Source organism: Filimonas zeae, assembly GCF_014641615.1.
GTDB classification, from domain to species: domain Bacteria; phylum Bacteroidota; class Bacteroidia; order Chitinophagales; family Chitinophagaceae; genus Filimonas; species Filimonas zeae.
Genome location: NZ_BMIB01000001.1, coordinates 1,300,374 through 1,320,594 on the forward strand (window position 1 = coordinate 1,300,374; position 20,221 = coordinate 1,320,594).

Here is a 20,221-nt window from a genome sequence, read left to right on the forward strand (position 1 = left end):
TTAACAGAGAAACATGAAACGACTTTTTTATATAACGATTGCCTTTACAGCCATAGCCCTGTGCTCCTGTAAAAAGTTTCTGGTATCCGATTCAGACTCGCGGTTTACGGGCGAGTATGTGTTTGGCTCCGAGTCAGATGCCCGCAAATCGGTAGGTATGGTATATGCGCTTTTTAATCAGGATGCGTATACCTCACGGGTGTCCACTTTGTTTGCCGGTAATACCGATGTGGAAGTGGGCACTGCCGTAGGTGCTTCGCCAGATGGGGGCCGGAGAGATTTATGGTCTTTTGAAGCCACCAGCTCTAATGGCGATCTGCTATCTGTATGGAACAATGCTTTCAGCGCCATTAACCGGGCCAACGAATGTGAATATGGCTTAACCACTATTGCACTGGCCAAACAACCCAATAACCCCAATTACCTGAATATGCTGGGCGAGGTAAAGGCCCTGCGGGCATACTGGTACATGCTGCTGATGCACCACTGGGGTGATGTGCCTTTCAGCATTAAACCTTCCCGTGCGGGTGATGATTTTTACCTGCCGCGCACCGGACGTGATTCGGTGCTTACCTGGTTAATTAACGACCTCATTGCTATAGAACCCAAAATGCTGTGGGCCGATCAGCTGACCAATGGCATTGAACTGATTAACCGTGAGTTTGTGTTGGGCATGATTGCTAAGTTATCGCTGCTGCGCGGTGGGTACTGGCTGTACCCGGATATGACCATGCAGCGCAAAAAGGATTATCTGGAGTATTATGAAATAGCCAACAGGTACTGCAAAAAACTGGTGGAACTGAAACCGAGAGATCTGACCGATTTTCAAACCGTGTTTATGAACCAGAACAAATACATTAAACCGGTTAACGGAGATATATTGTATGAAGTAGCCTATGCACCCGGCTTTGGTGATGTAGGTTGGTGTGTGGGGGTATCGGTAACCAATGGCCTTAACTTTCACTCCTTCGGCGCTACTACCATATCCATGGCTTTAACACCTACGTATTACTACTCCTTCGATACCAGCGATCTGCGGTTGCCGGTAACCGTGTCGCTGGTTTCTTACAACGATACGCTGGCACAGATGCCCATCAATATTACCGGTATGGCTGTTAACAAATGGAACCGTATGCTGGTGCCAACACCGCTGGGCCCTGCCTCTTCCAAAGGAACCAGTATTAACTGGCCGGTATTACGGTATGCAGATGTGTTGCTGATGCTGGCAGAAAGTGAAAACGAACTGAATGGTCCCACACAGGTGGCAAAGGACGCGCTGCGTAAAGTACGCCAGCGTGCCTTTCCGGCCACATTATGGGCCGATAAGGTAGACAACTATATAGCCACCGCCGCTGGTGGTAAAGATGGCTTTTTCAATGCTATTGTAAATGAACGTGCGTGGGAGCTGGGTGGTGAAATGATACGCAAGTTTGATCTGGTGCGCTGGAACCTGTATGGTAAAAAGATTGCGGAAACCAGAAATGCATTAAACCAGATGGGGCAGGATGCTATTGCAGGCGTAGGTACCTATTCAGATTTACCGGATTATTTGTACAGCAAACGCAACCCGGATAAGTCCGTAACCTTTTTAAACCGCTTCCGTAAATATACCGGAACGGTACCGGCGGAATACACTATTAAAACCAACTGGACGCGCGCGTTATGGAATACCAGCACCAATACACCCGGTAATTACAATCTGTGGCAGTGGAGGGGCTATACCGATAACAGTGGCCAGGCACCTGTACGGTATGTGTTACCGCTGCATGGTTCTGTAATTACAGCCAGCCTGGGTTCCCTGTCCAATCAATATGGTTATTAAGCTAATCATCTGCTTAAACGAATTGCTCATGAAAAAGATATGTTTTCTGATAGTTGTTATAGCTGCCATAGTTGCGTGTAAAAAGCACGAAGACCTGGTGGCGCCAAGATTGTTTCGCCCGGTAGCAGCAGAAGCGCTTACGGCCGATTCCAATACTATTGTGGCATCCTGGCAAAAAATTGCAGGTGCCAGCCGGTACGAATTGCAGCTGAGCCGCGATACTTTTCATACCATTGATAAAACGGTGTTTACCGATAGCAGTGCGGCTGTTGTTACCCAGCTGTTATTTAATCAGGTATATCACCTGCGGGTAAAAGCTGTGGCGGCAGATACCAGCCAAAACTCTTTCTGGGCTAAACTGGGTACCGTTAAAACGCTTTCTTCTATTTTAAAAACACCTGGCCCGGCAGATATTACGGTAAACTCGGTACGGGTACAATGGACTACCAAAGGCGCAGCTGTTACAGCTGTTAAAATACTGCGTACGGCAGACAGTGTGGTGGTAAAGGAGATAACACTTACCGCAACAGATATTGCCGGTGAAACCGTGGTAGCCGGCGGGCTGGAAGCTGGTGTAAAATATACTATTCAATTATACAGTGGGGCAGATGTAAGGGGGTATGTGGATTTTACCACTAAAGAACCTTTTACAGGAACTATTATTGACCTTACCGGCATTAGTGGCCGCCCGGGCGTACTGTCAGATACTTTGCCGGTGGTAAGTGCGGGCAGTATTATTATGCTTAACAGAAACGAAACGTATAACATAGCCTCCGGCTTCAGCTTTGGCAAAAGCCTGATTATTATGAGTGCGCCGGATTTGCAAAGCACTGTAAAGGCTAAAATATTCTTTACCAGCAATTTCAGTTTTGCTGCCGGGGCTGCTATTGATTCTATTGAGTTTAACGATGTACATATGTACAGCGATAACTATGGTTCGCGTTATATATTCAATAACTCCAACAGCGCCAATATAGGTAAGCTGAAGTTTGTAAACAGCCGCATGGAAATATTCCGCGGCATGGTGCGCCTGCAGGGTGGCACTTTAAACATGGGTAGTTTTATTATTGACAACTGTATTGTAGACAGTGTAGGCAACTATTCGGTATTGAACATTGCGGCCTCCTGTAAAATTGACAACATTGCCGTAACCAACAGCACGGTGTATAAGGTGGAGGGTATGATTACCAGCGCACAAAGTTCCAATACCGTGCTGCTGAACAACTGTACATTTAATGAAGCACCGCTGGGCAACAGCAAAAGCTATTATGTAGATTATAATGGTAATGGTATTACAGGTGGGCTAACCGTAACCAACTGCCTGTTTGGTATAGGAAAAAACAGTGCCGGTGCTACCACGGTAAGAGATTTCAGAATCGGGGCTACTACATCGGTATATGTAACCAATAACTATCGTACGGCTGACCATACTTCGGCTGGTAACGATTTTCCTAATATCACTACTTATACGCGGCCCGCACTACAGCTGTGGAAAGATCCGTTTAAGGGTGATTTTACAATAGCAGACAACCTGTTTCCGGCAAAGAATACTGCCGGAGACCCCAGATGGAGATAAGTTTTTCGACAACAAGCAAAGTCATCATGTTCGCCCTGTTCTCAGGGGGAACAACTGATGACCCTGATGTAAGATGATAAAAAGCGATTAATGAAAAGCATGAACAGAAGCGTAGCCTTATTAGTATCGGTATTGGTATGGGCCCAACTGGCCGCACAGCAATTGCCTTATCAAAACCCGGCGCTGGGTGCGGAAGAACGGGCAAAGGATTTGCTGAAGCGCATGACCTTGAAAGAAAAGATAAGCCAGACCATGAATGGCTCACCGGCTATTGAACGTTTGGGCATACCGGCAACCGACTGGTGGAACGAAGCTTTGCACGGCGTGGCCCGGGCAGGTAAAGCCACCGTATTTCCACAAACCATAGGGCTTGCGGCTACTTTTGATACGGCGTCTGTATACACCACTTATTCTATGATTGCAGATGAGGCCCGCGCCAAGCACCACGATTTTAAAAGAAACAATCAGTATAAACGATACCAGGGCCTTACGTTCTGGACGCCTAATATCAACATCTTCCGCGATCCGCGTTGGGGCCGGGGTATGGAAACCTACGGCGAAGACCCGTGTTTAACCGCCTCAATGGGTTATGCGGTGGTAACAGGTCTGCAGGGTAATGGCCTGGGTAAATACGATAAAACACATGCCTGCGCCAAACACTACGCCGTACACAGCGGGCCGGAATGGAACCGGCACAGCTTTGATGCCAAACATATTTCGCAGCGCGATTTGTGGGAAACCTACCTGCCTGCTTTTAAGACGCTGGTAACAGAGGCGCATGTAAAAGAAGTAATGTGTGCTTATAACCGTTTTGAGGGCGAGCCCTGCTGCTCTAACAAACAGTTGCTGGTAAAGATACTGCGCGATACCTGGGGCTTTGAAGATGTAATTGTATCTGACTGCGGTGCTATCCGCGATTTTTATGGTAAAGACAAACATGAAACCCACAGTACGGTGCAGGCCGCGGCAGCAGATGCGGTATTATCCGGAACAGACCTTGCCTGCGACGGATCGTATGCTGCACTGGAAACTGCCGTAAAAGAAGGGCTGATTAAAGAAGAGGAAATTGATAAATCGGTATTGCGGCTGCTGCGCGCCAGAATACAGCTGGGTATGCTGGATAATGATTCGCTGGTGGCATTGTCGCAGATTTCTTATTCGGTAGTAGAAGGCAAAGTGCATGTACAACATGCACTGGAAATGGCCCGCAAAAGCATGGTATTGTTAAGCAATAAGAATAAAACATTACCCTTATCTGCCAATATACGCAAGCTGGCAGTAGTAGGGCCCAATGCCAACGATTCGGTAATGCAGTGGGCCAACTACAATGGCATCCCTTCCCGCACCGTAACCATACTGGAAGGCATAAAAGCCAGGCTGCCGCAGGGTGCAGTGGTGTACGAGAAAGGCTGCGAGCTGGTAACGGATACGGTATTCAGCAGTTATGTAACCCGTTGCAGTTTTGAAGGTAAACCCGGCTTTAAAGCGCAGTTCTGGAATACACGCGATTTTACCGGGCCAATGGTAGCTGAAGATCAGGTAAGCAGACCGTTCAGTTATGATGCAGGTGGTAATACGGTTTTTGCACCGGGCGTTAATCTGTACGATTTTTCTGCACGGTTTCAAACCAACTATACTGCCAAAGAAGCGGAGGATATTTTGTTTAAAATTTCCGCAGATGATGGATACAGAATTAAGGTAGATAATGCAGAGGTGCTGGCTTATTGGAACATTGGTAAGCAGCCTGGTAAAACCTGGCGGCTGCGTGCAGAAAAGGACCATACTTATCATATAGTAATAGAGTATTTTCAAAGCAATGGCAGCGCTACACTCAATTTTGACATGGGCGTAAAAAAAGCGGTGGTACCTGCTGAGGTGGCGGCCCGTGTGCAGGATGCAGATGCTATAGTATTTGTAGGTGGCATTTCTGCGGCATTGGAAGGAGAGGAGCGCAGCCTGGAAATACCCGGCTTTAAAAAAGGCGATAGAACCACTATTGAATTACCGCCCGCGCAGGAAAAACTGTTACGTGCCTTAAAGGCCACAGGTAAGCCGGTAATATTTGTGGTGTGTTCTGGCAGCGCACTGGCCTTACCCTGGGAAAACGAAAACCTGGATGCGGTGCTGGAAGCCTGGTACCCCGGCCAACAGGGCGGTACTGCTGTGGCTGATGTACTGTTTGGCGATTACAACCCCGCAGGCCGTTTACCGGTTACGTTTTATGCAGCCACCAGCGATCTGCCGGATTTTGAAGATTATCAAATGACGAAAGGCCGCACCTATCGTTACTTCACCGGTAAGCCGGTATACCCTTTCGGTCACGGCCTTAGTTATACCACCTTCCGGTACAACAAAGCAAGCCTTAGTAAAACCACCATTACCGTAAAAGATTCTGTACTGGCCACTATACCTGTAGCCAATACCGGCAGCAGAGATGGGGAAGAAGTGGTGCAGGTATATATCCGGAATATGCAGGATAAAGAAGGGCCGTTGAAATCGCTGCGTGCTTTTAAACGCGTATTCATTAAAGCAGGCCAAAGCAGCAGCGTGCAGATACCACTGGGTAACAGTGCCTTTGAGTTTTTTGATCCGCAAACGCAAAGTGTGCGCGTTAAGCCGGGTAAGTACGAAGTGTTGTATGGTGGAAGTTCAGATAGTAAACAACTGCAAAAGATAAACCTGATAATACAATAACACCACACTAAACCTTGACGTTAAAGAGGCCGTATCATAGTTTGATGCGGCCTCCTGCCTTCTTTTATATTGCTGTTGCCGTAGCGCAGTTGCTAAGTATATTCCTTATTCACTTCTTTATCCCTGCCACTCTCCAGTAAGTCTGCTATCTGTTCCATAGCCATACTCCACAAAGCTTCATCCGGGCTGGTCATTTTACCAATATACTCCGGTTTCCGCTGTGGCTGGCTTGTATAGTAAATATTGCAGTCAATAGGGTTGTTACGGAAAACATACTCTTTAAATGTGGCTGTTCCACCAGGGGCAAATGGTACTATATGGCAGAACTGACGGTTGGCAAAACCTGCTTTCCCATACTCGTCATCTCGCCATACCACAAATGCGTTATCATCACTCAGCAGATTAGCTATACATTCCGGTGTGTAGCGCAGTGCAAGCTGGTCTATATAAGTACCGCCGGCGGTAAAGCTGCCTTCCGTTATCTGGTATTGTAGCTTCGGGTGTAGTGTAAGCTGCTGCTGGTATTCATCTGTAAGAAAAGGGGTGAGGTCTGGCTGATGTTCTACTTCCAGCCAGCAGTCTTTACGGTATTTGCTGCTGCCTTCCTGTTTCCAGATGCTTATTTTAACGGTGGTTTTATCCAGCTGCCATTCGCAGGAGGCAGAGGCATAATCGGCCGTGTCATTTTCAAATATGCTCTTTGGTTCACCCCATAGCTGTATAAAATGTTGCTTTAACTGCAGGTAGGTATCCCAGCCGGGTTGTGCAAACCGCACTTCGGCAGTAAGCCGGGTAAGCGGCCATTGGGGGTTAAACTTGTTGGGGGCTTCCCAGGAAGGGGTGGGTATAATTACCTCCGGTATCAGCACCCCAAACAACAGCACCGGTTTTTTAATAAAGTAATGCAGGCCTTTAAAGTCCGGATTGGGAAAGTCAATCGGCTGCTTTTTTACAAACGGCTGCTTTTCCAGCACAGCAAAGTTGGGCCAGGGAAAAAACTGTTCCGCCTGGTTAAGGGCAATGGCTGTCTGCAGTATCGGGTTTCCGGCTTCGTAGCTGGCGGCCAGGGTTGCAAAGCCTGGTTTCTTTTTAAAAAACGAAAACATAATCAACTAAGGGTATCTAATTCGCGGCTAAAGTAAGGGAAAATAAGCGGTAAACAGCATGCGGGGCAATTTGCGGCGGTATGCGTATTTAGCACAAACCGTTATATGGAAAATCACGTGATAGAAACCCGGAACCTGATACTCTCTGTATATGGGTTGCTTAAGTCAGACTACCTGGCTACCCATGGTGCATCAGCCTAAACGGGCGCGCAGGTTTTTGTAGCGGGAGCGGCCCACAGGTAATACCTCGCCGTTTTTCATGCGGATGGCATAGCGGCCGCCTGCTTCAATCAGCAGTTGATCTGCATCCTGCCAGCGGATGATGTACGAGCGGTGTATACGTACAAACGCATCCGCAGGCAGTAGTTGTTCCAATGCATCCATGCTTTTATCGTGCAGCTCGGTGTGGCCGTTAAACAGCCGTAACTCAGAATAATTACCCGCACCCTGAATGCGTTGTACCTGTGCCAGGGGTACCAGTTTAACAGCGCCATTGGCACGTATGGCCAGGTGTTGCAGGGTTTGCTCCGGTACCGCTGCCGGGGTGGTGGCGCGCAGGCGGTCAAACGCTTTAAACAAACGCGCTTCATCAAAAGGCTTGGGTACAAAATCCAGTACGCCATAGGCAAAGGCAGTAATGGCTTTATCGGTATGGGCGGATACAATAATGGTATGAAAGGAGTGCGATACCATTGTTTGCAGCAGGGTAAAACCATCTTCCCCGTTCAGGTTCAGGTCCAGCAGCAGCAGGTGTACCGGATTTTTTTCTACATATGCCAGTCCCTTAGGCAGTGCATCGCACAGCTCAATGTGAGCAGGCTGGTATTCAAAATATTGTTTGGTCATGCGGGCCAGCCTGCGTGCTATACGCATCTCATCTTCCAGTATCAGTATATTCATTTGTATAAGTAGATGGTGTTCCGCCATCCGCCGGAAAAGGGTGCTGCTGTAAACTGCCACCGGTTGCCGTAATTCTCTTCCAGTCTGGCCCGTACATAGCGGAAGCCATTACCACCCGTTCGTTCCCTTACCCGGTTTTCCCCACTGGTTTCTAATATATATTCCTTACCCGTTGCCGTACGGCGAAAGCGCAGCAGAAAATGAATCTGGTTGTTTACCGGAATACTATGGGTTATGCCGTTCTCTACCAGCGTAAGCAGTATGGCAGGTGGTATCAGTTCGTTGGGGTCAATATCCTGTTCTGTCCATACATACGTTACTTCCTTGCGGTATTGCATTACGGCAATATGCTGCTTACACAGGTCTATCTCCCGTTGTATGGGTACCAGGGTTTCATCCGACATTTCCATCAGAATATCAAACTCGGCCGATAAGGCTTTTATAAAGCGCACACCTTCTGCGGGTGATTCCTCTACCCAATCCATTAAGGACGTAAGGGTGTTGCGCAGAAAGTGGGGTTGGATATTCTTCTTCACCAGTTCCAGCTGTAAACGGGCAGATAACAGTTGGGAGGATTGATGCGCCTGCTCCAGCTGCCGCGCACTAAGGGTTTGCAGGTATAATATGCAAAGCAGTATAATGGTAAAGGAGATGTACAAACCAAAATCGAAGAAAACATAGCGGGTAACTACCATCGACAAGCCAAAGCCGCAGAGCACCAGTAAGGCACCTTTTTGCCGGTGCAGCAGTGCATATAACAACACCAGTACAGAAGCAAACCATAAGGTAATGCTGTGCAGGTATGCAGTAAGATCGTAATGGCCGTAGTTAATGCCGTAAATAGCCAGCAGGGCCATGATAAGTGTAGCGGTAAACAGTGGCATATGTGGCAGCCGGTAATGCACGGCAAAGTAAAAAGGGGTAAGCACAGCCGTGGCAAAAGTAAGCCAGCCCACCATGGTAAGCCGGGTATAGAAATGCGTATAAGGAATGTCTATATAAAACTTAATATACTCCGCCGCCAGCAGCAGAAAAAATAACAGGCATATCAGTGCAAACAAAAAGGTAGTACTGGCTTTGGTATGGCTGTTAAAATACAAAAACGCATAGTAAATGCCGGCTATTAAAAAAGCCCCCGCCATCAGGTTTACAAACGATAACTCCAGCAACGGCTGCCGCAGCAGTTTCAGGTAACTCTCCGGCTTGGCCGCTACCTGGCGTCCTGCTTCTTTCAACCAGGTTTGGGTGCCTTTAATATCTACCACGTGTGTACCAATACCACTAAGGCTGTCGGGAATTTGGTAATAGCTGTTTTCTGTGCCGGGTACTTCAGGGTGGCCGGGGCGGGCGGGTATGCCGTTTTGGCCTATGCGGCAATTATCCCAATACACTTCAAAGGCCCCAAAGCTATGTATCTGCAGGCCCAATGGGGTGGTAAACATTTTCTCCTGTAAATGCACCCGCACCTGTGCATGAAACTGGTGGTTTGCGGAGGTATGTGTTACTGCCTCATCCGCGGCATACCGTATATCAGGGTTGCACGAAACCAGTGCCAGCAAAAACAAAAAAAGCAGTCGCGTTTGCATAAGGTAAATGTAAGTGGAATATGGCAGGTTTGTATGCCGTTCACGGAAGCAGCGTGCAGTTGGCGGAACGGAAGAAACGGAAGCTGAAGCCTTGTTTTATTCTTGCAGCATGAAGACCATGCTATCATGCTTAACCATCCTCAGCTGTTTATCTGTTGTAAGCAGCAGCGCCCAAACGGACACTACCGCCGGCGCAGTAAAAAACGATACCACCCTGGTACTCACCGCCCGCAAAGTACTGCCCGATGTGGTGGTTACCGGCAGAAAGAACGCCCTTACCCTGCTGCCCGATAAAAAGGTGTTTGAAATGGGAAAGGATATACTGTCGCAGAACGGATCGGTAACGGATGTGCTGAATGGCATCCCGGCTGTAAATGTAAGTCCGCAGGGGCAGGTTACGCTACGTGGAAACGCAGGGGTAACCATACTCATCAACGGTCGCAGATCGGGGCTTGCGCAGGGCAATATGCTGGAGCAGTTGCAGGCGGCGCAGGTAGAACGTATTGAGGTTATTACCAGCCCTTCTGCCCGGTACGATGCTGCGGGGGCATCCGGTATTATCAACATCATTCTTAAAAAGAACAGCAAAGCGGGTTTTAACGGCCAGGTGCAGGCTATGGCAGGTATCCCTAACGATACACGGCTGAATGCCAGTATCAACTATAAATCAGACAAGTTTAACTTCTTTGCCACACCGGGCCTCCGCAAATCAGATTACCGCGGTTTATACACTTCAGAACAAACTACCCCCGCTACCGCCTTATCGGTACAGCAGCGGGAAAACAGGCACGACGATGGCAGAATGCTGTACACGGGCATGGACTACCGCATCAACGATAAACAGAGTATGACAGCCGCCTACCTGTGGCATGGCACGGATGACCATGATAAAACCTGGCTGGACTACGATTATCACCACACCATCACAGATAGTGTACTTAACAGAACAGGTGAATCCTGGGAGCACCGCAATTACCACCAGCTGGAATACAACTATACACAACTGTTTACACAGGCCAACCGTAAATGGACGGTAGATGTGCAGTACGACTGGTGGAACAGCCATAAAGAGTGGCAGCTGTTTACGGGTAAAAGCTTTCCGGTAACCGGCGCTTACCCTGCACTCAGCACCCATAACTATAATACCAGCCGCGATTTGCTGGTGCAGACAGATTGGGTACAGCCACTGAATGCCAACACCCGCCTGGAAGCCGGCGTTAAAACAGAAGCACGCAGCATACGGTACGATTTTCTGGCGCAGCAGGAGCAGGGCGGCACCCATGTGGTATACGAGCATATGGATAACGGCATCCGCTATCAGGAATATATACAGGGTGGCTATGTGCAGGGCAGTTATAAAAAAGACAAATGGAGCTATCTGGCCGGTGCGAGGCTGGAGTATGCGGATATCCGCTTACAAAGCAGGGGGGAGGCGCATACACAGAAAAAAGACTATCTGCGTATATTCCCCACCCTGCATATAGATTACAGCGTGAACGAAAAGCTTACCGTGCAGGCCCATTACAGCAGCCGCATACGCCGCCCCTCGCTGTGGGATTTATCCCCTTTTGCGGAACTTACTGATATTACTACCCGCTATGCCGGTAACCCGCAACTAAACCCGGCCTACACTTCTCTTATAGAGCTGGGGCTGTTAAAGCGCAGCAACACACTCACCCTAAACCCTGCGCTGTTTTACCAGCACACCACCACGCCGTTTACCGATTATACCACACGCAATACCAATGGTGTTTTTATAACCATGCCCGTAAACATCAGTGGCGAAAGCAGGCTGGGTGCGGAAATGACAGTGATGTATAGTCCCTTTGCCGCCCTGCAACTGAATGCCGATGTAAATTTGTATCGCTACCGCCAGTGGGGGCAGTATAACGGCTTTGATTATGCTTTCAGCGGCACTACTTCCGGTGGGCGTGTTACTGCCCAATGGAAACTGCCACATAACCTGGGTATACAGGGCCGTTACTACTATACCGGTGCCAACGCCACTGCGCAAAGCAGGGTAAAAACCATACAATGGGCAGACTTTGGCATTAGTAAAAAGTTGCTGAACGATCGTATTGCTGTTGCGGTAGATGCCACCAATGTGTTTGATACCCGGCGCAACTACACGCAGCTTACCAGGGCGGATTATTCGCTTACCACTATGAGCCGCTTTAACGGTGCCCGTTTTCGCATGAGTGTTACCTGGAAAATAACCAAAGAAACACAGGTGCGGCAGGCAAAAGCGGGCAACCGCAGCTGATAAGGGGTTTCAGCATTGGTCGTGGCAATCAGGTGTTACAGCATTCTCCGGCTGTAAATACCTATGATAGTGTAACAGGTTTACTTACAAAGCAGCAGTTTACGGTTGGGGTGAAAATATTTCCAGCTGGTCTTTTTCGTATAAAAAGTTTGCCGGCAAGTAGCATGGGGGCTTATTTTTGCGCACCGGCTTGCCTCTGGCAGGCCGGTTTCAGCCATTTATTCTTTAAAAAACAAAAAGACCCACAGTGAAACTGAAAACCCTGACCCTGCTTCGGATTGCTATTTGCGCCGGTATTGTAAGCTTTATGGCTGTAGCCACTTCCTGTACTAAAAATGATGAGGAAAGCGGCCCTGCGAAGGCTGATTCTATTTATCTGCCGGTTGTTATGTACGATAACCGTTCTACCGCAGATAGCTTTGTGTACAACAGCAACAATACAGTGTCAAAAATGTATTATGGCTATAAGAGAAACGAATATCACGAGCGTATGGATTTCTCGTATAATAGTGCGGGGCAATGTAACCGGATTGGTTATTTCAGAGTAACCGGCACAACAACGGGGCGGTATGATAGTCTGGTTTACGGAGCAAACGGAAGTGTGACTGTATTTCGCCAGTTTCCTGTTCCTTCCAGCTTTGATAATATATTGAGATTAAAGCTGGATAGCGAGGGTTCACTCATTGCTTTATCCAGAGATACCACCATGAATGCTTCAAACAGCCTTAAAGCAGCAAAGTGGACTATGACTATAAACGGTGGTAACCTTACACAGTGCGATATAAGGCGACTGACCGATGGGTTGAATGGACAATTGTCTGATAGGTTGGAGATTTTTAAATATTCCTACGATCAAAGGCCCAATAGTTTAAGAGATTTCTTCCGTAAAAATCCGGTTATGCAAGTGTTGCTGGGGTATGATAGCGACCCGCTACTCTATACTGCCAGTGCCAATAATATAAATGGTTTTGCTATTTCTGATGGTAATACAGTTGTTCAAACATCTCCGGGCGTAAACACCTATGATGCTGCAACCGGTTTGCTTATTAAACAAACCTTCACCAACAATGGTAATGATTGGCATACCGGCAATTTTACCTATAAAAAAGTAGCTGCGCAATAAGCGGCATTTTTAAACGCATAAACAAACAGGCTGCCCGATAAAGGCAGCCTGTTTGTTTATTTATTCAGGTGTATGGTAATTATATATTGTTTAAGGCACCAGCACTGCACGGCCTTTCAGTTTACCCGCACGCATGCGGTCGTATACTTCCAGTATCTGATCCATAGGAAACTGTTCTATCTCCACATGAATCTTACCCTGCCTGGCTAACCCTATAACCTCTTCCAGTTCGGCTTTAGAGCCCCAGTAAGGCATGCTCATGTTAACGCCAAAGGTAACCTTGCCGGGAGTGAAGGGATAGTTGGCTCCGCCCAGGCCTACAATGGTTTGGTCGCCATTCAGCGATACTACCTGAGCGCCTAGTGTTACAGTAGGGGTAGCGCCTACAAAGTCTAATATCACCTTCGCTTTTTTAACGCCTGTAATCTTTTTAATCTGTTCTGCGGCATCTGCGTCTCTGGAGTTAATGGCATAAGCCGCACCCAGCGATTTTGCGAACTCGAGCTTTTCCGGTGTTACATCGCACGCAATAATGGTGGCACCACTGGTGGCTTTTAACAGCTGAATAGCTATATGGCCCAGTCCGCCAACGCCTATTACCACTACAAACTCATCAGGTGTAAGCTTGTGGGCCGATCTTTTAATGGCGGAGTAGGGCGTTAAAGCGGCATCGGTAAGCGGGGCGGCAATTACCGGGTCAAGATCGTGAATATGTACCAGTAAGCGCGAATGGGGTACCAGCATGTAGTCGGCCATACCGCCGTCCAGGCCCAGCCCGCCGCCATAGGCCTGCTCAGCCTGGTGGTCGCAATAGTTTTCGTGCGATTGTAAGCAGGGTTTGCAGTGGCCGCAACCCCAGGGGCCGTATACCAATACGGCATCACCCGTGTTAAACCCGGTTACGTTGGGGCCAACCGCTTCTATATAACCGGCATTTTCGTGTCCCAGCGTAAAGGTATTACCGGGGGGAATAGTGCCTTCGTCAATAATATGCAGATCGGAGTGGCATACGCCTGCGCCTGCAATTTTCACCAGCACCTGGTCGCCCGTGGGTGTTGGTTTTTCCAGATCATGTACAATTCTTACGTCTTTGTGTCCAAAATACCTTACTGCTTTCATATTATCATCGTTTAAAAATTACACAAACGGATCAGGTACGGCTGGGGTTGTATAGAAGGGAAAGTAACTGTAACGTGGTGGTTAAAGGTAACACAATTTCAACACATGCGTGGGGTATACCCTGGCGGAAGGTTGTGAAATTCCTGTTATCTTGCTTGCTTAAACAACCGGTTATGGTAGCATTATTGGCTAAAAGAGGCGTTCATATATTTACGGAGATGGATGGGGAAGGCGAAAACTCGTACAGTTATATCTTCAGCAATGAAATGCTGAACAACCGTATGGTAATTACGCTGGAGCAGCATTTGCTGAATGCAGAGGAAGGTGAATATGAAACTGTAATATCTGTATCCTTTACCACAAACGAAGATGCTTATGAGTTCTATATCTGCCACGACGACCGACCCGTTATTCCACCATTATACCTGTACCGTATTATCCTGGATACCATAGAAACCATACAGGATAGTACCCCGGATACACTGCTACAGAACCTGGTGGAAATATCCACCGGATCAGCCAGTACGGAAGAGTATACCGATAAGGAAATACGCAATAATTATTACAACGGGGTGATTTCTAAAATAGATACCGCCCTTAAATTATACAGCGAACATAAGGCAGAGAATAACTAATTTCCGGTTCTGGCAGGTAATGACGGGAAGCAGGCAGCAGAGAGCCGGAAAGCACTGCTATTAAAGCGTAATTGTCGGATTCGTTCTATTCCGGCGGCTGTGGCTGTCGCAACTTTGATGTTACAGGGAAGCTCCAAAACTTTCTCTCTCATCATCAACCGCAGCTTTAACATGAAAATTGCATCTGTCAGTCTTGTCCTTGCTTGTCTTTTAATCTTTGTACTATTTACCAGCTTCCGCCAACCGGATACGCCCGTTTACGTAGTACGTATGGAGGGTATGAAGTTCATACCCAAACATCTGGAAATACCCGAGGGGGCCATCGTACGCTGGATTAATGGTACCAATAGTGAGCATAATGTGGTAGCAAAAGAGGGCGCGTTTAAAAGCCCGATGCTTGCACAAAAGAATGCGCAATACGAAGTAAGGTTTACCAGGAAAGGCACGTATGAGTATTACTGCGCGCCACACAGAATTATGGGCATGAAGGGAACGGTGGTGGTTAGATAGGTTCGTTATTATTTCATTTTCCAAACGTTTTGTAACTTATGGCAATTGAATGAATAAAATAAATGTACATGGCCTCTGACTACCATCCGGAAATGAGAAAAATATTTACTCATTTTGAGCAATACATAAAGCTTTCAGAAGAACTGAGAAATGAGTTGTCAGCAAGATTGGAACTGTTGACTTTTAAAAAGGGGCAGATGGTACACGATGCTAATGTTGTGTGCACCAAAAGTTACTTTATTCAAAACGGAATTTTCAGAACTTATTTTATCAAAGATGGAAAAGAGGTTACTGAATTCTTTTCTGCTGAAGGGGAGTGGGTAAATTCTCCCCGGAGTTTTATGCAACGTAAAATTGATATCTATTACATTGATGCCATTGAGCATACCAGCACCTTTTGTATTCAGGTAAATAATCTGATGTATCTGTTTAATCATTTTCCTGAAATGGAACGCTATGCCAGATTATCCATGGGCACCATTTTCGGGCATTTATTAGAAAGAATTACTTCTATGCGGTTTACTACCGCAAAAGAAAAATATGAACATTTTCTGCAGGTGTATAGCGATATTCATTTCAGACTGCCTCTCGGCATGATTGCTTCTTATCTGGGTATTACCCAGGAAACACTTAGCAGAATAAGAGGGGAGCGGTGATTATTTGATGCAGATCAAAAATAATATTACCAATAACCGGCAGCTTTGCTTCTGTAAATCTTAATGAAATGACCAGATTTGTTATTGCTGCAATGCTGCTTTGGGGTGCTACAAAAGCCCATGCTCAGATTAAGCTGAATACGCCTCATGTTGAAAGCATATTGTATGTAGGCCAGGGTGAGGAGCAGCCGCTTATTGTAGGCCTTGGGGGCTCGGAAGGTGGTAACGCCTGGGCTGGCAACTACTGGAAGGCTACCAGAGATAGTTTTTTAAAAAAGGGCTATGCGTTTTTAGCAATAGGTTATTTTGGAGCTGTCGGAACGCCTGAAAATTTAGACAGGATTGCTATTGAGGATGTTTATAAAGCTATTATGACAGCGGCTGATGTGGAACATGTGCGGAAAGATAAAATAGCCATTGTTGGTGGTTCCCGCGGCGCTGATCTTGCGCTGCTGCTGGGTAGTTATTACAGGGAATTTACCTGCATTGTAGGTCTTGTACCCAGTCATGCAGTGTTTCCGGGCCATACACAGCAGCTAAATACATCCTGCTGGACTTTTCAGGGGAAAGAACTGCCTTATATTCCCGTTAATGAAGAGGCTGTACCGTTTTTATTAAACAGAAACCTTCGCGGTGCATTTGACGCCATGCTTAAAGATTCCGTTGCGGAAAAAAAGGCGTTGATTCCCGTTACTGATATTAATGGCCCTGTATTGTTAATGTCCGCAACAGAAGATGAAATATGCCCATCCATGGAAATGTCTGGTAAAATGATGAAGGCTTTTGATGCCAGCCATTTTAAATTTCATCATGAACATCTTTGCTTTAAAGGTGGCCATGGTGAGCCATTGAAGCACTTTGACAAGGTTTACCAGTTTCTGCAACTTCACTTTCTATAATGCTTCGCTTGTACTTACTTACAAATGCTATTGTGCACATTTTAAGCCAGGTGTGCCTGTGTTTGGCTTTTTATGGGTTAGTGGTATTTCGCTAAAATTAGCGATACTGTTTATATATCAACAATTATTGAAAGCCTCCATTTCTTCAATCTTCTTATAGTCAATAGTTTATAGTGCGGCACGATTCTTAATTGCCTTCTTGCTTTCACCATAACTAATCTGATTGTATATGCGCCCCCGGCTATGTAATAGCACCCTCCCACGCAAGGTTCCCAGGCTGGTAGCCATACTATTGTTTGCAGCATGGGTAACAGGTAGCCATACGGCTAAGGCAGATGAACTATACCCGGAGCTGAATGCTGTAAGCTTGCAACAGGCCATAAAAAGGGCAGAACTATTAAAGCCCGGGCGGGAGAAGCTGTTTCAATACCTTACCATTGGCTATCAGTATGTGTACCGTTGTAACGAAAATGTGCTGGATAGCGCGCAGCTATTTATTAACAAAGCACATAAGCTATGTAGTGCAACGGGAGATAAGCAGGGCAGCCTGGAAACAGATATTCTGTTTGCCGCAATGAAATTTATGGGCCAGCAAAATGCCATTGCAGAAAAGCAGATACATACGGTGGTTGCCGAATGCCGCAGGCAGGGATATACCAGGCTGGAAGGGGTGGCCTTGTATACGCATGGTGCGTTTCTGGATATAAAGGAGCGGTTTCAATATTACCATAAGGCAGTAGCGCTGCTTGAAAAGGCGGGTGATAAATACGGCACCGCTTTTTTATATAAATCCATTGCAGAGCTATACTTTTTTCAGCCTGCAGTAAAAAATCAGGATGCCGGCATAAAAACAGCGCTTCAGGCACTGGAGGTGTACAAAACCATTAAAGGGCATAACCTGCATTACATTTATTATCGCCTGGCCGATTTTTGCCACCGGCGTTCCAGGTATGCAGATGCTATAACGTATGGTCTGCTGGATCTGAATGAGCTGAAAACGGCAACAGATACCAGCGACTATGCAGATGCTTACTTTCGTGTGGCTGATTCTTACAGGCTGGTAGAAGATACCCTGCAGGCATTTCACTACTACAAACTGGCATTGGCCAGCGCCAGAAGTCAGCAAAATACCAGCCTGATTTATCACATCGCATTTATGGGGGCAGAGGCTTATGTAAGAGCGCATTTGCCGGAGAAGGCATTGTTGTTTTATCTCCAGACCGCAAAGGGGGTGGAGCCGGAATCTGACGATGAAAAGCTGGGCAGCGCTCAGTTTCTTACCCGCTGTTATGTAAGGCTGCAACAATATGAGAAGGCGGAAAAGCATTGCAAAGAAATGATTGCTATAGACGAGGCCATTGATAAGGCCAAACCCACTCATGTAAGAAGTTCTTATCACAACAATACCGCTTTTCAGGCGGGGGAGTTTTACCTGGCCACCAAACAGCTGGTAAAAGCGCGTTTCTATTTTGAAAAATTCCTGGCCGATGATAAAATTAACAACGTAGCCAGCCGCAATGCCATTCAGGGCCACCTTTATAAAATAGACTCGCTGGAAGGAAATTATCTGGGTGCATTGCAACACTTTCAGGCAGCCAAAATACTGGCAGATACTATGCTGGACGAAGCGAAGAGCAGGCAGATTATCGCCTTTCAAACCTTATATGGTGTGCAGCAGAAAGATCTGCAGTTGAAACTGAAAGAAGAGGAGATAAAAGTGCTGGATCAGCAGAACCGGCTGGATCAGCAAAACAGCAAAATGCAGGAAGATAAACTGATGCAGGCCAGCTTACTGGCGCAGCGCAATAGCGCTGAATTGAAACTGAAGGAGAAAAGCATTGGGCTGCTTAATCAGCAGACAACACTGCAGCAGGCGGCCATAAGGAATAAAGAATTGCAGCGCAATATTATTATTGGTACTGCTGTAGCATTGTTGCTGCTTTTGATGCTTGTATGGATACTCTTTACCAATAAACGCCGCAGCAACAGGGAACTGAAAGTGCAACAGGCGGAGATAAGTTATGCCAATAAAAGCCTTCAACAACTGGTAGAGGAAAAAGAATGGCTGCTGAAGGAAGTACACCACCGGGTTAAAAACAATCTGCAGATGGTTATAAGCCTTTTAGAGTCGCAATCCAGCCATTTGCATAACGATGCATTCGAAGCCATGCAAAAAGGCAGGAACAGAATATATACTATCTCTCTTATTCATCAGAAGCTGTATCAGTCCAACGAGCTCAAAACTATTGATATGTCCTGCTTTATACCCGAACTGGTAAAACATCTGAAAGAGTGTTTTGATGCAGGAAGCCATATCTGTTTCCGGCTGGACATAGTACCTATGGAGAGCGATGTGGCTATAGCCCTGCCACTGGGGCTGATTATTAACGAAGCTGTTACCAATTCGCTCAAGTATGCGTTTAAAAACAGGCAGACCGGTGAAATTACTATTCTGTTACACAGGTGTGAAAAGCAGCAGTACCGGCTGGTGATTGCTGACAATGGTACAGGCATTCCGGCGCAGGCCCTGCAAAAAGCAGAATCCATGGGCATGAAGCTGATCCGGGGCCTGTCCAGTCAGATTGATGCGGCACTTACTATTGAAAACAGCGATGGTGCAAAAATAACGCTCACTTTAGAAAATGCCCGGAATCATGATTATTTCAATAGTTAAAACGGTTGGTTGTATTTACCTGTCAGGGCTTTGTTTTCAATGCTTTTGGCAAAAAGAGGCGTTTCTTCATGGTTGTGTGCATCGGAAGCGGCCTGCCTTGCAGCAGCTGCACCTTCAATGGTAAGGTCATGCTCTTTCAGATACGCCAGCAATTCCGGTGTAGCGGTTGCATGAATTTCGTTGGTATACAGGCAGGTGTTGTCATCAATTCTGGTGGCCTTCAGTTCCCATAAAACCTGCACTTTGGTACGGCCGTTTTTAGTAATGGAATCTGATATAGATAGCATGCGGCAATAGTCTGCACGGTAAACAGTAGCCACATAGTGCTGTACCATTAAGGCATCACCAATAGTTTCAACGTTAATAGATACGGGCTCTCCGTCGTAAGTGGTAGTTATACCTGCAGCTATATGCTGTGTTGAGCAGCGTTGATATTCCGCATCCGGCAGATTTAATAACCAATCTGCAATGTTTACTTTTTCAATAGGTGCATTGATAACGGCGGTTACAGCTGAGTGTGATAAAGCGTTTTCTGGTGTTTGTTGAATTTCCATGGAGTTTGATTTTGTTGTCCATGTAAAACTATTGCCTTTCATTTCCGGCAACAGTTGCTATTCATTCAACAGGCAAAGAGTATCGTTGAGCAACAGAAAATGAT

15 protein-coding genes are annotated in these 20,221 nt (G+C 46.7%); 10 read left to right on the top strand and 5 right to left on the bottom strand.

The window, feature by feature from the left end:
- The first annotated feature begins 13 nt into the window (after positions 1-13).
- From IEY13_RS05115 to xyl3A, 3 genes are all read left to right on the top strand, one after another.
- Positions 14-1,822, top strand: a complete 1,809-nt coding sequence (locus IEY13_RS05115; RefSeq protein WP_188950862.1) for a RagB/SusD family nutrient uptake outer membrane protein — start codon at positions 14-16, stop codon at positions 1,820-1,822.
- A 28-nt stretch (positions 1,823-1,850) separates the two neighbouring features.
- Positions 1,851-3,398: a DUF5123 domain-containing protein gene (locus IEY13_RS05120; RefSeq protein ID WP_188950863.1), complete on the top strand. Its 1,548-nt coding sequence runs from the start codon at positions 1,851-1,853 to the stop codon at positions 3,396-3,398.
- 99 nt (positions 3,399-3,497) lie between these two features.
- The gene (gene xyl3A, locus IEY13_RS05125; protein ID WP_229687736.1) at positions 3,498-6,092 is read left to right on the top strand and encodes a xylan 1,4-beta-xylosidase; all 2,595 of its coding nucleotides are present in this window, start codon (positions 3,498-3,500) and stop codon (positions 6,090-6,092) included.
- A gap of 92 nt (positions 6,093-6,184) precedes the next feature.
- On the opposite strand, the gene IEY13_RS05130 is transcribed toward xyl3A, so the two are convergent.
- From IEY13_RS05130 to IEY13_RS05140, 3 genes are all read right to left on the bottom strand, one after another.
- Positions 6,185-7,198 carry a hypothetical protein gene (locus tag IEY13_RS05130; RefSeq protein ID WP_188950865.1) on the bottom strand — a complete coding sequence of 338 codons (1,014 nt, stop codon included), beginning with the start codon at positions 7,196-7,198 and terminating at the stop codon, positions 6,185-6,187.
- A 192-nt stretch (positions 7,199-7,390) separates the two neighbouring features.
- Entirely contained in the window at positions 7,391-8,098 is a 708-nt protein-coding gene (locus IEY13_RS05135) for a LytR/AlgR family response regulator transcription factor (protein ID WP_188950866.1), read from the bottom strand.
- Positions 8,095-9,684 carry a histidine kinase gene (locus IEY13_RS05140; RefSeq protein WP_188950867.1) on the bottom strand — a complete coding sequence of 530 codons (1,590 nt, stop codon included), beginning with the start codon at positions 9,682-9,684 and terminating at the stop codon, positions 8,095-8,097. Before IEY13_RS05140 ends, IEY13_RS05135 begins: the two co-directional genes overlap by 4 nt.
- Before the next feature lie 109 nt (positions 9,685-9,793).
- Between IEY13_RS05140 and IEY13_RS05145 the strand changes: the two genes are divergently transcribed.
- A complete protein-coding gene (locus IEY13_RS05145) occupies positions 9,794-11,947 on the top strand; it encodes an outer membrane beta-barrel family protein (RefSeq protein WP_188950868.1) in 2,154 nt (717 codons plus the stop codon).
- 247 nt (positions 11,948-12,194) lie between these two features.
- Positions 12,195-13,070 (top strand): hypothetical protein, encoded by an 876-nt coding sequence (locus IEY13_RS05150; RefSeq protein ID WP_188950869.1) that lies wholly within the window; start codon positions 12,195-12,197, stop codon positions 13,068-13,070.
- A gap of 90 nt (positions 13,071-13,160) precedes the next feature.
- Here the strand turns inward: IEY13_RS05150 and IEY13_RS05155 are convergent, their stop codons facing one another.
- Complete coding sequence (locus tag IEY13_RS05155) at positions 13,161-14,189, bottom strand: NAD(P)-dependent alcohol dehydrogenase (protein ID WP_188950870.1); 1,029 nt, start codon at positions 14,187-14,189, stop codon at positions 13,161-13,163.
- Between the two features lie 173 nt (positions 14,190-14,362).
- On the opposite strand from IEY13_RS05155, the gene IEY13_RS05160 reads away from it, so the two are divergent.
- The 5 genes from IEY13_RS05160 to IEY13_RS05180 all read left to right on the top strand — a co-directional run bounded on the left by IEY13_RS05160 (position 14,363) and on the right by IEY13_RS05180 (position 19,563).
- Complete coding sequence (locus IEY13_RS05160) at positions 14,363-14,824, top strand: hypothetical protein (protein ID WP_188950871.1); 462 nt, start codon at positions 14,363-14,365, stop codon at positions 14,822-14,824.
- 171 nt (positions 14,825-14,995) lie between these two features.
- Complete coding sequence (locus tag IEY13_RS05165) at positions 14,996-15,334, top strand: plastocyanin/azurin family copper-binding protein (protein WP_188950872.1); 339 nt, start codon at positions 14,996-14,998, stop codon at positions 15,332-15,334.
- Between the two features lie 68 nt (positions 15,335-15,402).
- Positions 15,403-15,990 carry a Crp/Fnr family transcriptional regulator gene (locus IEY13_RS05170; RefSeq protein ID WP_188950873.1) on the top strand — a complete coding sequence of 196 codons (588 nt, stop codon included), beginning with the start codon at positions 15,403-15,405 and terminating at the stop codon, positions 15,988-15,990.
- Between the two features lie 68 nt (positions 15,991-16,058).
- Entirely contained in the window at positions 16,059-16,889 is an 831-nt protein-coding gene (locus IEY13_RS05175) for an acyl-CoA thioester hydrolase/BAAT C-terminal domain-containing protein (RefSeq protein WP_188950874.1), read from the top strand.
- A gap of 229 nt (positions 16,890-17,118) precedes the next feature.
- Entirely contained in the window at positions 17,119-19,563 is a 2,445-nt protein-coding gene (locus tag IEY13_RS05180) for a tetratricopeptide repeat-containing sensor histidine kinase (protein ID WP_188950875.1), read from the top strand.
- Here the strand turns inward: IEY13_RS05180 and IEY13_RS05185 are convergent.
- A complete protein-coding gene (locus tag IEY13_RS05185) occupies positions 19,560-20,117 on the bottom strand; it encodes a hypothetical protein (RefSeq protein WP_188950876.1) in 558 nt (185 codons plus the stop codon). The two genes, IEY13_RS05180 and IEY13_RS05185, sit on opposite strands and share 4 nt — an antisense overlap.
- Positions 20,118-20,221: the final 104 nt, after the last annotated feature.

Excerpts from the sequence above, each read along its gene's own strand:
- IEY13_RS05115 (WP_188950862.1), top strand. The coding sequence starts at position 14 with ATGAAACGACTTTTTTATATAACGATTGCCTTTACAGCCATAGCCCTG.
- IEY13_RS05120 (WP_188950863.1), top strand. The coding sequence starts at position 1,851 with ATGAAAAAGATATGTTTTCTGATAGTTGTTATAGCTGCCATAGTTGCG.
- xyl3A (WP_229687736.1), top strand. The coding sequence starts at position 3,498 with ATGAACAGAAGCGTAGCCTTATTAGTATCGGTATTGGTATGGGCCCAA.
- IEY13_RS05130 (WP_188950865.1), bottom strand. The coding sequence starts at position 7,198 with ATGTTTTCGTTTTTTAAAAAGAAACCAGGCTTTGCAACCCTGGCCGCC.
- IEY13_RS05135 (WP_188950866.1), bottom strand. The coding sequence starts at position 8,098 with ATGAATATACTGATACTGGAAGATGAGATGCGTATAGCACGCAGGCTG.
- IEY13_RS05140 (WP_188950867.1), bottom strand. The coding sequence starts at position 9,684 with ATGCAAACGCGACTGCTTTTTTTGTTTTTGCTGGCACTGGTTTCGTGC.
- IEY13_RS05145 (WP_188950868.1), top strand. The coding sequence starts at position 9,794 with ATGAAGACCATGCTATCATGCTTAACCATCCTCAGCTGTTTATCTGTT.
- IEY13_RS05155 (WP_188950870.1), bottom strand. The coding sequence starts at position 14,189 with ATGAAAGCAGTAAGGTATTTTGGACACAAAGACGTAAGAATTGTACAT.
- IEY13_RS05160 (WP_188950871.1), top strand. The coding sequence starts at position 14,363 with ATGGTAGCATTATTGGCTAAAAGAGGCGTTCATATATTTACGGAGATG.
- IEY13_RS05165 (WP_188950872.1), top strand. The coding sequence starts at position 14,996 with ATGAAAATTGCATCTGTCAGTCTTGTCCTTGCTTGTCTTTTAATCTTT.
- IEY13_RS05170 (WP_188950873.1), top strand. The coding sequence starts at position 15,403 with ATGGCCTCTGACTACCATCCGGAAATGAGAAAAATATTTACTCATTTT.
- IEY13_RS05175 (WP_188950874.1), top strand. The coding sequence starts at position 16,059 with ATGACCAGATTTGTTATTGCTGCAATGCTGCTTTGGGGTGCTACAAAA.
- IEY13_RS05180 (WP_188950875.1), top strand. The coding sequence starts at position 17,119 with ATGCGCCCCCGGCTATGTAATAGCACCCTCCCACGCAAGGTTCCCAGG.
- IEY13_RS05185 (WP_188950876.1), bottom strand. The coding sequence starts at position 20,117 with ATGGAAATTCAACAAACACCAGAAAACGCTTTATCACACTCAGCTGTA.